We start from the raw sequence: 12,200 nt of genomic DNA, 5'->3' as shown, positions 1-12,200 counted from the left end.
CTCATTAACTTTACTTAAAATGTAGTTTATTTCTTGTTTAGTCTGCTTGTTTTTATAATGAAATACGTATTGTTGGAATAAATCCGGATTATAAATTTCGATCTCTGTACGAACATCATTAACTTCAAATGGGAATCTATAAGGCTCAGTGAAATCATAAAGTATTGGTTTACTTTCGATATGAGTGCCACCACTACATCCACTTATTAGAAAACACAGGATTAGAAAAACAAAAGAAAAACTCCTCATAACTTCACCCCTTCTAATAACACTAACGCAGGAAGTTGCAATATGTTACGTTATCCTGCCCTTTGTTCAAAAAAATAAGCAGGCTTAGGCAGCCTGCTCGACAAGTATGATATTCAGCTACCGTGTCCCGTTAGTTTAATCTTTCTTACCAGTTGCTGCGTGATATGAAGTCGTTTTTATGGGTTTGTCAAACCATACATTGTAAACTCCCCATCTGTCCTCCTCAGGTTCTCTACATACAGAAACGGTTACAACATCCTCAACCTGCCAGATTACTCCTGCCCTACTTCCATCTGGCGCTTGAACAAAACCATCTCCTGTCAAGCAACCTATATCATCGTCATAATGAAGATGGTCTGTTATCTCCCCATAAACATAACCGTCAGTTTCTGTTTCTTGAATCACGCTTCTTCATTAATCCGCCCCCTATATAACAGAAATAGTTAATTTAATTTGAATTTCTCTATGTTTATAAGGAAAAAATATCCACTTAAAATTAATAGAATTGATCCGATTAATTTATATGAACTAATATAGTATTTCATCATTATTTGATATTCAGAAGTATCCATACTACCTCCCATTTTCATTTGCAAATAATGGTTTACAGATTCCTTACCCCAATCTACAGAATTCAACAAAACAATAAGTCCAATTATTGAAAGTACACCAAATAAAAGAACTTTAATCAATTGTAGTAATGGTTCTTTATTCATTATTGATTCCCCCATGAAAAAAGTTAATAATTAATGATCTATAGATTTTCTTGCACTAGCCCAATTTTATCTACTGTCTTATTCACGATCTCCACAAATAATTCCATATGTAGGGTATTCGCGAAACCTTTCAACTATCCTGCCCGTTAGCACAACGCGGCTGCCGATACATACCGGCAGCCGCGTTTTAGTTATTTATTAACTATAGTTCCTCGTTAGTTGAATCGCTACTCGCGCTACTCTGATTTGCAAAAAGCAATTCATCGAATTTCAAATGTACTCCCATAATACCGCGATCTACATCGTAATTCGATAATACAGCTAATGTATAGCCACTATTCAAATACATATTCAATAACGCGCTAACACCAGGAAATCCGCCATTATGACCGATAATCCTTTCTCCGTGCATTCTAACATCCATGAATCCATAACCATACTGCATTCTCATTTCTGGTTTCTCGTGTGAGAGAAATTTATCTGTCGTAGCAAGAGAAGTCCATTCAGAGCTTAGGAGTTTGTTATTTCGGAGAGAGATATCGAATCTTAATAAATCTTCAACAGTAGAATAGCCCCCACCTGCGGGACCACCTTTAATAACATGAAGAAATGTATTATTACGCCAAGGGTCCCCATCTTCTTCCGTTCCCAGGCGCGTATATCCAATTGCTAGATTGGATACGTCATACTCCAAGTCATAACAATCCGTATTAAGCATATTGGCAGGGGTATAAATTGTGTCTCTTACAAATGTAAAGTAATCTTTACCTGATACAGACTCAATTATTGCTCCTAATATAATATATCCAGAGTTGCTATAGGCCCAACTTGTACCAGGCTCAAATAGCAAAGGGTCATTAATAAAGAGTGGAAAATAGTCGTCAACAGTCTTAAGTTCTGTAAACTTAGCTTTGAATTTATCATTCCAGTAGAGACCTGTTCCTGAAGTATGTGTAAGGAGCTGATGAATAGATACTTTATTCGCTAGTTCTTCAGGCAAATTAGGCAAGTATTTACCTATCATATCATCGATCTTTAATAGACCGTCCTCAGCTAACTTCATGATAGATACAGCAGTAAACATCTTATTTACTGAGCCAAGATTAAACTTGGTATCCGTCATATTTGGAATTCCATACCCTTTATGTGCCATTCCAAAAGCTCTATTGTATAGCACTTCACCATGTTTAGCAACCAACACACAACCAGAGAATTTATCATGTGCAACCAGTTCATCTTGAATAAAAGAATCGAATTTGTCGAGATTAACCTCTGAAAGTATCATATTGGTCATTTAGACTCACCCTTCATACCATAAATTTGATCTGACGTATCCAACAGGTTCAAACCTGAATCTGTCGCACATAGGCGATAAACCTCATCACTTTCTCGGTCCCAGGTACCTGGTTTATTAATTAGAAGCAATGAATCCGAAAGAAAAAGATGTTCTGTTCGAGCCACATCATCCCAGCATTGATATTTAATTTTCACTACTCCTAATAGTTCTTCAATTAGAAGCCTTTCCAGCTTTTCAGTTGCAACTTTGTAAATTTCATGTATCTCTAGTGATGGGTATTTATGGTGAAAATCGGAAATTAACTGAGAAAAAGAAGCCTCTGCATCTGCTACATTTACCAGAATCATATACTCATCTGTATCGTCTATTGAAGTTATTTTGTGCATCCCCCCCTTGTTTGTGTAGTAAAATAATTCCACATTCAACTCCATTATCCTGCCCGTTAGCGCAACACGGCTGCCGATCCATGCTGGCAGCCGCGTGTTAGTATATCTATTGAACTATCGTGTCCCGTTAGCTTAACAATCTAGTGGCCCGTTAGCGTAACGATGAAACATGCAGAATTGTATGATGCACTATATTATTTGACTTCTAAGGTTCCAAGACTCTTCTGCCAATTTAAGCAGTTCCTGAGTGACTAACAATAGATGACTTGATTTTTCTTTCAGGTTTATTCTATCGTCTTCTTCTAAGTGCCTAAGCAGCTTATCAAATACCATGATATATCTAAGCGATGCACTCGCAGTAAAACCTAACCTTTTATGCATATCCTACATTCATTATATCTAGAAACGGTACCTTGATCGTTTCACCTTGAAAATAATATCCCCATAAGAACAGTACCAAAACCACCGTACTTTACTTGTTCTCTGGTTTTAACCCCCTGAAAACCAACCCTAAGTAAATAATCTGGTATTAAGATTTGAATCAATTGGTCTTTCGCCTGATTACCTAAAGATAACCATTATTATTAGCCCACTTTTTAATTAATTTCATATTGTTATCCCAATACTCATCATCAAACTCCTTAACCTTGAAAATATCTCTATAAGTGAGATTATGACCTATTGCCCATATATTTCTTACTGTAGAAAACAGTGGGATTGCCTGCCGCTCAACATCGTTTAATTCTCTTATTTCCGTATACCCTTTTAAAAATAACGCCCACAAATCATCTTCAAATGCACATTCCCAACGTATGGTTCCTAAATCAAATGCAAGAAAACCATTAGCACAACAATCTAAATCAAATAAAGTAAATTTATTCTTATCTATGTATACATTCATAAAATGAAGGTCACCGTGACAAGTCCCCTTTCGCAAATCGTCAACAGGTAACTTAGTTATTTTATCTTTCATCATTAGTGCTAATTTTTCTAGATATTTAAGATCTGAATCTCGATACGTTAGGAATGGACGAATAATTTCTAATGACAAATCAACAGTATGAAGTAAATTAAATTCGAATGATCGAGCGTATTTTGATTCAAATCCTTCAGCCGCATTTTGAAATGACGCAATAAACCGTCCATATAAATAACTCACTTCTTGTGTGGGATCTGGGAAGCCACCTGAAGCAAAAGAGAACATAACTGCGTCTTTTTTTCCTAATTCACTATTTATTTCTGTCACATACGAAGCATCTTTTCGAGGTATAGGAAAAGAAACACTTAGTCCCTTTTTTCTCAGATGGTTGATGAAGTCTAGCTCAAATAATATTTCAGATCGTTTTCTAACACCAGACTTATACACTCTTATAAAGTAGTTAATGCGTTCGTCGGTTTGAACAATATAGTTGTCATGAAAGTTATGTCCAAGTAAAGTACATTGAGTGAATGTATAATCATACTCATTGTTTAAAATTGACAAAAGCACATCAGTACATATTACTTCTGACATTCAAATCCCCCCAAAACCTTAGTATCCTAGCAAAGGTGAAGCTATCTCTGAGTAAAAGAGACCTCAACCCGTAAGGCGCACAGAGTTAATCTGACCGTCACTCTAAACACACACCCGATTTATCACCACTTCTTCTTAGAATTAGGCTCTTGTCTGAAATATTGTTGCATTTAAGCTGTGTGCTTTAAACGTAATAAAAGCTCCGTCATTTGCTTTCGTCCATCGTTGATCCATTCAAGCGTCTGCGGGATATCATGGTCTTTTAGGATTCGATTGATCCAATAGTTAAAATCTCCAATTTTATAATAAATACGTGCATTTAGATGACTATACAAAAAGTCGTCCCAGTCCATTTTTTTTGCTGACCGATTATTCCATTCATTTAGGAAGCTCTCCATTGCTAATTGGATATTACCTTGTGTATTGGGAATTGAGCCATAATCCTCACCGATATGCTCAAATAGCATGATAACAGGTCTTATTGCACATGATTCGAAATCAATGAAGTACACTTCATTTTTAGCATTGATAATAAAATTATGGAGTGATATGTCACCAGGATCTAATGTTAAAGGTGTTCGCTGAATGTTCTTAAGAACAAGTTCTCCTTTTTCAAGACATTCTTTCGTAAGAAATTCGATAAGATTTTCTCCGAGAAGTTTCGTTAGTGTTTCACGGTTGTCAATAAGTAATTTACTTAATATCGAGAAGTTGGGGAACTTCTCACCAAATTCATTGAAATAATTCTTAACATTAGTTGACCAACTTGCCGCCCATGTTCCCAATGTTGAAAAAACCAATTCAATATGGTCAGGTGAGCTAAAATCCGGGTGTTCTCCATCTATCCATTCCAAAGCAAGGATATTCACCCCCCCAATATTATTATTGGATAATACTTTCGGCACTTGATCGTTTTTTTCGAGTAATATTTTATAAACAAGACTCTCATGTTTTAAATTACCGTCGTATCCGTACTTAATCAAAGCTGTTCTGTCAAAAAGACGAATCTTCTCAATAAGCCTTTCATTCTTTGAATCATCAATTACCTCTCTACTCATTATCATAGCGCTCAATAACTTTTCAAGATCTGCAGTAACGAGTTTTTCCAGGAAAGTCACCCCCAAGCGTGAATATTTCTTTATAATTGTTCAATCTTCATTTAACTTACTGCCTTGAATGTGCGCACAGGCGAGAACAACGGCTTTTCTGCAAGCCTCAAGCATGATCGAGCGCTTAGTTCAATGAAGTATAGATTACAAAACTAGTTCAGCATGTACTTCACCGCAAGCTAATTTATTCCCCGTCTCAACAAACCCCAGAGATGCATATATGTTTTTAGCAACCACGTTTTCTGGTTTATATGTAAGTTCAATAACCCTTGCATTTCCATGCGGAGAAGTTCTAACAAATTCAATAGCGTATATCATAGCTTCTTTGCCATAACCTTTGCCCTGATATCGTTTGTCAATCATCATTTTAAAAACTCCATAACTGCTGTAATCGAAATTTCCATTTCCATCGTCATAATACATCATTAAAAAGCCGACCATCTTCTCGTCTTTATAAATCGCAAATGTAATAATGACCTGACCCTCTTTTGAGGCAATATAAGCTTCTGCGAGTGCATGTTGATTGGAGGAAATAAAGCGTTTCTGTTCTTCTGTTACTTGCAGCTCAATACATTCAATAAAGTTGTCCCACGTTATTTCTCTAAATTCCACTAACCAGTCCCCCCTAGAATATCTTTTCTAATTTCCGATAATAATTCTACAAATATTGGAAGTATCCTGCCCGTTAGCAATGCGGCTGCCGATCGATGCCAACAGCCGTGTTTAAGTTATTCTATCGTGTCCCGTTAGTTAAACAGGCTGCCGACAAAAGGCAGCCTGTACTCGTGTTACCTACCAATGAAATTTACAATGAGTTTTTTATCTCATAATCCAAAATGTTCACGAACTATTCTAAATTGTTCTTTAACACTCAAGTTAGGTGTTCTTTCAAGTGTTTTGATACCATTTCGAACGCAGGCGTTTCTCAAGTCATGAGAAAACCTTACCATGTTTTTATTGCCGTTTTCGATTGTTGCCGCTGGATTTGATGTAAGATTTATAACATCCAAAATCATCTTATGGTCTTCTCTAAAGAAATATAGTCTTTCTATTTCTTCGTCAGAAGTATAAAGACAAATCATTCTTTCTTTTGGAATAAAGGGTAATATGCGCTCAGGCATAATTCCTAAATCAATAATTATTGGTTTATCAGTAGGCATTTTCAACAAATCTGTAACAAAAAAATCCATCATTTCTTCGACAAGTTGGAAAAGCCATTGAACATGTTCATGATTGGGTTTGTTGAACCATTTATTCCAATCTAAACCCGGATGAGGATACTGGAGGGCAGGATATTCAACTGGATTTGTGAATGGTCTATATTTCATCACATTATCTTCCAGTGTTTGAAATCCTAGCTCTTCTACAAATTTCTTTGTCATTGTGGTCTTCCCTGCACAACAACCACCATTTAACCAATACACATGCTTTAATTGTTCCTTCAAATAATTGTCATTTATTTTCACATTAATCCTCCTCAATTTTTTAATATTGAGGTAGGTGACGGATTCTTATCGGTTTTCTATAACTGTAAAACCACATAGTAAATCCTCCTTTCCTTATCTTAGCAAATAGTATTCGACAAATTGTTGTTCATTCCTTTTCCCCATTATCCTGCCCGATAGCGTAACGAGGCTGCAGATCCATGCCGGCAGCCTCGTCTTAGTTTATTAAGCTATAGTACCCGTTAGCCATACATGCAGCGCAAGCGCCGCACCACAGATGATGAAAATGGGACGAGGAAACTGTCAATACTTCTACCATGGCTGGGAGAGGAAGGTCGATAAGCTATGGTGCCTTAGAGCCCAACCGTTAGTCTGACTCCAACGATCACGGTGCATCACAGATTGTCGCTCCCTTACGGGAAGCACTCATGGGAGATTAATCCTACTCTGATTGTTGCACCAGCCTCTTACCTAATTTAGCCACAGAGAGGGTAGATTTAAGGTGGAAGTTGTCATTGAACGAGCATGCGGTATGGACATTCATAAGGATAATATTACAGCATGCATTCTAACATCCAAGGGAAAGGAGGTTCAAACGTTCTCAACGAAAACAGTACATCTATTACAACTCATTGATTGGATTAAACAACACGAATGTTCTCACGTTGCTATGGAAAGTACAGGCGTATTTTGGAAGCCTATTGTCAACCTACTTGAAGCTGAAGGTATTGAATTTTTAGTGGTGAATGCTCAACATATGAAGGCATTGCCTGGACGCAAGACTGATGTCAAAGATTCGGAATGGATCGCCAAGCTTCTCCGTCATGGACTACTTAGAGCGAGCTTCATTCCAAACCGTAATCAACGGGAACTACGAGAACTTGTTCGGTATCGCCGCAGCATCATTGAAGAGAGATCTAGACAACACAATCGCATTCAGAAGGTGTTAGAAGGAGCGAATATTAAGCTTGGCTCTGTTGTCTCTGACATTATGGGTCTATCATCTCGTGACATGCTGCGTGCCATTGCAGACGGTGAAGATGATCCTGAAAAACTTGCGAGCTTCGCTAGACGCACCCTTAAGCGAAAAAAGGAAGAACTCGAACTGGCTCTTCAAGGCTATGTAAACCCTCACCAGCGTCTGATGATCAAAACCATTTTAACTCACATTGATTTTCTGAGTGAACAAGTCGAGCTGCTTGATCAGGAAGTTGCTGCGCGGATAGAATCTTTCCATGAAGATGTTGAGCGTTTAGATTCAATCCCGGGTATAGCCACTCGAATGGCGGAACAAATCTTAGCGGAAATCGGAACGGATATTAAGAAACAGTTTCCTAGTGCAGCGTATTTTTGTTCTTGGGCTGGATTGGTTCCTGGACATAACGAAAGTGCAGGGAAAAAGAAATCTGCCAAAACCACAAACGGGAACAAGTATTTAAAATCTGCTTTGGTTGAAGCAGCCCATTCCGTTGCAGCATCAAAGAACTATTTCGGCGCAATGTATAGACGTACAGCAGCTCGAAAAGGTAAAAAACGAGCAGCAATAAATGTAGCTCATGCAATGTTAAGGATTGCGTACTATCTCCTAACTCGTAAAGAAATGTACGTAGACTTAGGTGAAGACTATTTTGATAGGCAAAAGCAACAATCTATTGTAAAGTATGCCGTTCGAAGACTGGAGTGCTTAGGTTACTCAGTGACAATTGCTTCTAATTCCTAATTCGAAATCATCTCAACATCCCATCGTTCAGGCGCTTTTCAAAAAAATGAATGAACTGCGTCTTCTTTAATGCAGCCTTTTTCTGTGACTTCGGATTAATTTTCATGGGAGCTTAATAAACTAATCACTACTTTCGTGACTCAGGTGTTTCGCTTGAAATAATGATTTTTCAGCAATACCAAGTTTAGGCTCCCTTCAATCAGGAGAGCCTCATTTAAATGTATTTTTGATCGGAGGACTATCAGTGTAGCTTATTATTTTTATACCAAAGTTTTTTTGTAATTGTTCGGCAGTTAATGGTGTAGCTTCATTAACTGTTACATTTGGTCGTTTACTATAAGTTTCGATATATTCTATTTGTGGCTTTTCAGACGTTGACCCATCAGTCTAATTAAGTTACGCCGGTCCATTTTCATATTCTATTTATCGGATGCTTCTCCGCTGAGCTGCCATGTGATGCCGAACCGGTCGCGTACCATGCCAAAAGATGGACTCCAGAACGTCTCCTGAAGCTCCATACGGACTTGTCCACCATCGGAAAGAGCGTGAAAAATCGATTTCAATCGCTCCAGATCCTTCGTCATGATGGCAATGTTCAGCTGATCCCCTTGCTGATACGGATTGCCCGGGAAGGTATCGGAGAACAACAGCATCTGGCCGTCGAATTCAAGAGCCGCATGCAGCACGCGGTTTTTTGCTTCCTCAGGCATCGAATGGCCTTTCCCCGGCATGTCACCAAAACGCTGGATACCCAGATTGTTTGCCCCTAGCACTTTTTCATAAAAAGCTACCACCTCAGCGCAGTTCCCGTCGAGTACAACATATGGCGCGATCTTCAAGCTCATGACTTGTCCTCCCTATCTATGTTTGGTTTAGTACAAACTTTCCTCTACATTATAGCCTGCTTTTTTCATGGACATAAGGTGAACAACAGCAGAAAAGTCCCTGGCCAAGTAGCCTTGACTACCTGATGCCAGCGAGCCGAAGCGTCTTTTCAAGATTACTGCGGCCGCTCCAAAGAGAAGATGCCACCCAGCTTGGCGTAGTTGTTTCCGGCTAAACGGCTGACGGGCTTCAGAACATCTGCCAGAATGCGCCCATGGTCCAGCAGCGCTTCCTCCACATGAAATTGTACAACGCGTCCGATGAGCAGATCCGTGGATGGGGACTCCTCTGTCCCTCCTAGCAGAATGGAGCGCTCCAGCACGCATTCCATGCGGATTTTCGCTTCAGCAATACCAGGAACGCGGACCATCTCGCTCGGAATGGCTGTCAGACCGGCAAGCTCAACTTCGCTTTGATCCGGCGGCAGACTTGCCGCGGTCTGATTCAGCTTCATGACGGAGATCTCGTCTCCGATATGGACCACGAATTCCCCCTCCCGCACCGCGTTTCTCGCCGTATCCTTCGGTACTCCCTGCTTTCTCTGCACGGACACGGAGATCATAGGCGGATCTGCCGTTACAATATTGAAATAGCTGAATGGGGCTGCATTTACTTTTCCATTTTCAGCGAGTGTGCTTACCCAGGCTACAGGTCTTGGAATAATGCTGCCGGTAAGCAGCTTATAATTGTCGCGTTCGCTTTGCGTTTTCGGATCGATTCGAATCATCATCGGGCGGCCTCCTCCAATATCTTTTATCTTAAACCAAAGATATTATTTGTTGCAGTAGTTGTCAATCATCAATCGCCTCAATACATCGTCCAATAATCCGTATTGCCTTCCCTAATCACCTGCTGATGGCTCCTCTGGTTGCGTGCTTCCTCATAGGCCGGCTCTTCCCGCTCCCACTTCTCTATAATCACGATGCTCTGCACGCTCGCTTTATCCTTCCATTCAATATACTGCAGCCGCTCCAGCTCATGCAGGGAGTGAAGAATGACATCCTTCCTTTTCCCCGTCTTGATCTCCAGCTCATGAATGGTCGGCAGCCTTCTCCGTCCGCTGAGAAAGTTGAATAGAATCCGCAAAATTTTCCGTTCCATATCCGCCAGCATGGCAGTCACTCCCTACGCGATTTTAGCCGGCTGCCATGCCAGAATACGGTCAAGGCGAAAAGTTCGCGGCGCTCCCGTCTGCAGGCATGTGGCACGTACGATTGAGCCGCGGATACCTTTGATCTCGATCTTGCGCTGCGTGATGTTCCCAGTGCGATCCAGATATACAATTTCCACTCTTTGACCGATGTATTTTTCCAGCATAACAACCCCTCCAATCAGAACTCTTGTTCTTATATTTTACCCGAACATTTGTTCTTTATTCAATGGTTAATTTTATATGATATTCAAAAAGGACCCTCCACAGCTGTTGAAGCTGCAAAAGATCCTTTAGGAGGATGAAATATCATATTTTACACAAGCTACAAAATAGCTTGAACACGCCCCACGGTGCCGTCGGTTAGCCTTACTTTGATTCCTCGGGTATGATTAGGTGAATTCGTCAGCAGCTTTTGGACAATGCCCTGCGTTCGTTTGCCTGTACGCTGATCTTCCTTCTTGACGATTTCTACACTCATCCCTGGCTTGATGTTCGCTCGGATCATATGTGGTTCCACGTTCATCACCATCCTTTCTTATATATAGACTGCTTGGATTGGCATGCATAATATCATATCACAATAAATATTCATGAGCACAGGCGTAGGGATTGCCCTTAAGTAGAAGGAATGGTTAAATGCAATTCGCTTTCTGATCAGGTACAATAAGACAAAACAATATTTGGAGGATGCACCATGGAGATAGAGGAAGAACAAAGGCAACAGGCGATACCAGCTGAAGATGAACAAGGTAATTTTAAACTGCTTGATGTCGAACGTATACTTTCGATCACGTCTGAAATTGAAGGTGACGAAGACAGCGCCGCTATTTTCCTTTACGAAGACGGCAAGACGTACAAATATGTTCACAGCGAGAAAGCAATGAAACAGTTTGGTGAGTGGATTCAAAAGGGCGAAAACAACATTTAAAAGCAAAAAAGGCTGCCGTTTGGCAGCTTTTTTTGCATGTTAGACCGATCCAAACATTTTTTTTCCGCGTGGCTGATCTCCCTTATCGTCCGGTTCGAGTGTAATTCCGATCTGGTCGAAAGCTAGAGCATCCGATTCCAGCGGCATCGTCATTACTCCAACGCCGGCCCCTTCAGTTGCAACCCGGAATGTTCCCGCGCTGGAACGCTTACCATTCTTAATGAGCCAGACCTGATATGCTTGATCACCGCTCGTTGGAGTTGCTCCGTAGACATATACCACAAACTGCTTGCTCTTCCCGTTGTCAATGATGCAGGCAATGCCCGAAGCATTGGAATCATCAGGAGATTGAGATTGCAGTGGTACGGCTAACTTGATCTGCGACGGGGTTACATGCTGCGTTTCAGAAGCCGTTGTAATACTTACCCGTTCACGGTACAGCCAGTAGTTAAATGCCGTGCCCAAGAGGAACATACCGATAAGCGCGGCGGCTGGAACCTTTCGCAACCAGCGTGGTTTTGATATTCGTCGATTTGTCTCAGCAGCGGGCTGAGCTGCCATTTTACCCTCAGCAGTAAAAGCCGCCTTCATCACCTGCTGCTTCAAATCTGCCGGCGGTTCGATGTATTCCATATCTGCGGAAATCCCCTCCCATACGAGTTGTAGTTCAGCTATCTCCGTTTGGCAGGCCTCACAGCCTGGCAGATGACGCTCAAAGGCAATACGCTCTTCCTCCGTGCATAAGCCGGATAACACATCCAGGTACAATTCGCAAACAGATTGTGATTTCTCGTTCAAG

General features: G+C 40.5%; 17 protein-coding genes. 2 read left to right on the top strand and 15 right to left on the bottom strand.

Annotation, left to right across the window (positions count from 1 at the left end; translation table 11 throughout):
- From MUG84_RS22485 to MUG84_RS22445, 9 genes are all read right to left on the bottom strand, one after another.
- The coding region (locus MUG84_RS22485; RefSeq protein ID WP_244729157.1) for a hypothetical protein at nucleotides 1–249 on the bottom strand (249 nt) is incomplete at its 3' end.
- 135 nt (nucleotides 250–384) lie between these two features.
- Complete coding sequence (locus tag MUG84_RS22480; protein ID WP_244729155.1) at nucleotides 385–654, bottom strand: hypothetical protein; 270 nt, start codon at nucleotides 652–654, stop codon at nucleotides 385–387.
- A gap of 38 nt (nucleotides 655–692) precedes the next feature.
- Complete coding sequence (locus tag MUG84_RS22475; RefSeq protein WP_244729153.1) at nucleotides 693–965, bottom strand: hypothetical protein; 273 nt, start codon at nucleotides 963–965, stop codon at nucleotides 693–695.
- A 202-nt stretch (nucleotides 966–1,167) separates the two neighbouring features.
- Complete coding sequence (locus tag MUG84_RS22470) at nucleotides 1,168–2,259, bottom strand: serine hydrolase domain-containing protein (protein ID WP_244729151.1); 1,092 nt, start codon at nucleotides 2,257–2,259, stop codon at nucleotides 1,168–1,170.
- The gene (locus MUG84_RS22465) at nucleotides 2,256–2,687 is read right to left on the bottom strand and encodes a hypothetical protein (protein ID WP_244729149.1); all 432 of its coding nucleotides are present in this window, start codon (nucleotides 2,685–2,687) and stop codon (nucleotides 2,256–2,258) included. The genes MUG84_RS22470 and MUG84_RS22465 overlap by 4 nt, the downstream gene beginning before the upstream one ends.
- Before the next feature lie 526 nt (nucleotides 2,688–3,213).
- Nucleotides 3,214–4,161 carry a phosphotransferase enzyme family protein gene (locus tag MUG84_RS22460; RefSeq protein ID WP_244729146.1) on the bottom strand — a complete coding sequence of 316 codons (948 nt, stop codon included), beginning with the start codon at nucleotides 4,159–4,161 and terminating at the stop codon, nucleotides 3,214–3,216.
- A gap of 170 nt (nucleotides 4,162–4,331) precedes the next feature.
- Nucleotides 4,332–5,285, bottom strand: a complete 954-nt coding sequence (locus tag MUG84_RS22455; protein ID WP_244729145.1) for a hypothetical protein — start codon at nucleotides 5,283–5,285, stop codon at nucleotides 4,332–4,334.
- Between the two features lie 129 nt (nucleotides 5,286–5,414).
- A complete protein-coding gene (locus MUG84_RS22450) occupies nucleotides 5,415–5,882 on the bottom strand; it encodes a GNAT family N-acetyltransferase (protein WP_244729143.1) in 468 nt (155 codons plus the stop codon).
- 212 nt (nucleotides 5,883–6,094) lie between these two features.
- Nucleotides 6,095–6,736 carry a hypothetical protein gene (locus MUG84_RS22445; protein WP_244729141.1) on the bottom strand — a complete coding sequence of 214 codons (642 nt, stop codon included), beginning with the start codon at nucleotides 6,734–6,736 and terminating at the stop codon, nucleotides 6,095–6,097.
- Nucleotides 6,737–7,217: 481 nt separating this feature from the next.
- Between MUG84_RS22445 and MUG84_RS22440 the strand changes: the two genes are divergently transcribed.
- Nucleotides 7,218–8,435: an IS110 family RNA-guided transposase gene (locus MUG84_RS22440; RefSeq protein WP_244729138.1), complete on the top strand. Its 1,218-nt coding sequence runs from the start codon at nucleotides 7,218–7,220 to the stop codon at nucleotides 8,433–8,435.
- Between the two features lie 419 nt (nucleotides 8,436–8,854).
- Here MUG84_RS22440 and MUG84_RS22435 read toward each other — a convergent pair whose 3' ends face one another.
- The 5 genes from MUG84_RS22435 to MUG84_RS22415 form a co-directional block, all read right to left on the bottom strand.
- Complete coding sequence (locus tag MUG84_RS22435; protein WP_244729135.1) at nucleotides 8,855–9,280, bottom strand: VOC family protein; 426 nt, start codon at nucleotides 9,278–9,280, stop codon at nucleotides 8,855–8,857.
- Between the two features lie 155 nt (nucleotides 9,281–9,435).
- A complete protein-coding gene (locus MUG84_RS22430) occupies nucleotides 9,436–10,047 on the bottom strand; it encodes a flavin reductase family protein (protein WP_244729181.1) in 612 nt (203 codons plus the stop codon).
- 80 nt (nucleotides 10,048–10,127) lie between these two features.
- Nucleotides 10,128–10,433, bottom strand: a complete 306-nt coding sequence (locus MUG84_RS22425; protein WP_244729133.1) for a hypothetical protein — start codon at nucleotides 10,431–10,433, stop codon at nucleotides 10,128–10,130.
- 12 nt (nucleotides 10,434–10,445) lie between these two features.
- A complete protein-coding gene (locus MUG84_RS22420; protein ID WP_244729131.1) occupies nucleotides 10,446–10,637 on the bottom strand; it encodes a WYL domain-containing protein in 192 nt (63 codons plus the stop codon).
- A 158-nt stretch (nucleotides 10,638–10,795) separates the two neighbouring features.
- The gene (locus MUG84_RS22415; RefSeq protein WP_425313264.1) at nucleotides 10,796–10,990 is read right to left on the bottom strand and encodes a YwbE family protein; all 195 of its coding nucleotides are present in this window, start codon (nucleotides 10,988–10,990) and stop codon (nucleotides 10,796–10,798) included.
- Nucleotides 10,991–11,167: 177 nt separating this feature from the next.
- Between MUG84_RS22415 and MUG84_RS22410 the strand changes: the two genes are divergently transcribed.
- Complete coding sequence (locus MUG84_RS22410) at nucleotides 11,168–11,401, top strand: hypothetical protein (protein WP_244729127.1); 234 nt, start codon at nucleotides 11,168–11,170, stop codon at nucleotides 11,399–11,401.
- 39 nt (nucleotides 11,402–11,440) lie between these two features.
- Here MUG84_RS22410 and MUG84_RS22405 read toward each other — a convergent pair whose 3' ends face one another.
- Nucleotides 11,441–12,199 (bottom strand): anti-sigma factor, encoded by a 759-nt coding sequence (locus MUG84_RS22405; RefSeq protein ID WP_244729124.1) that lies wholly within the window; start codon nucleotides 12,197–12,199, stop codon nucleotides 11,441–11,443.
- Between the last annotated feature and the right edge of the window lies 1 nt (nucleotide 12,200).

This window comes from Paenibacillus mangrovi, assembly GCF_022898935.1.
Classification (GTDB): domain Bacteria; phylum Bacillota; class Bacilli; order Paenibacillales; family Paenibacillaceae; genus Paenibacillus_AQ; species Paenibacillus_AQ mangrovi.
The sequence above is the reverse complement of the archived record's forward strand: the minus strand, read 5'-3'. Positions and strand labels throughout refer to the sequence as shown.

What these genes read in the sequence shown, in the direction of transcription:
- MUG84_RS22430 (WP_244729181.1), bottom strand. Translation starts at nt 10,047, where the DNA reads ATGATTCGAATCGATCCGAAAACGCAAAGCGAACGCGACAATTATAAG.
- MUG84_RS22410 (WP_244729127.1), top strand. Translation starts at nt 11,168, where the DNA reads ATGGAGATAGAGGAAGAACAAAGGCAACAGGCGATACCAGCTGAAGAT.
- MUG84_RS22460 (WP_244729146.1), bottom strand. Translation starts at nt 4,161, where the DNA reads ATGTCAGAAGTAATATGTACTGATGTGCTTTTGTCAATTTTAAACAAT.
- MUG84_RS22475 (WP_244729153.1), bottom strand. Translation starts at nt 965, where the DNA reads ATGAATAAAGAACCATTACTACAATTGATTAAAGTTCTTTTATTTGGT.
- MUG84_RS22420 (WP_244729131.1), bottom strand. Translation starts at nt 10,637, where the DNA reads ATGCTGGAAAAATACATCGGTCAAAGAGTGGAAATTGTATATCTGGAT.
- MUG84_RS22435 (WP_244729135.1), bottom strand. Translation starts at nt 9,280, where the DNA reads ATGAGCTTGAAGATCGCGCCATATGTTGTACTCGACGGGAACTGCGCT.
- MUG84_RS22470 (WP_244729151.1), bottom strand. Translation starts at nt 2,259, where the DNA reads ATGACCAATATGATACTTTCAGAGGTTAATCTCGACAAATTCGATTCT.
- MUG84_RS22425 (WP_244729133.1), bottom strand. Translation starts at nt 10,433, where the DNA reads ATGCTGGCGGATATGGAACGGAAAATTTTGCGGATTCTATTCAACTTT.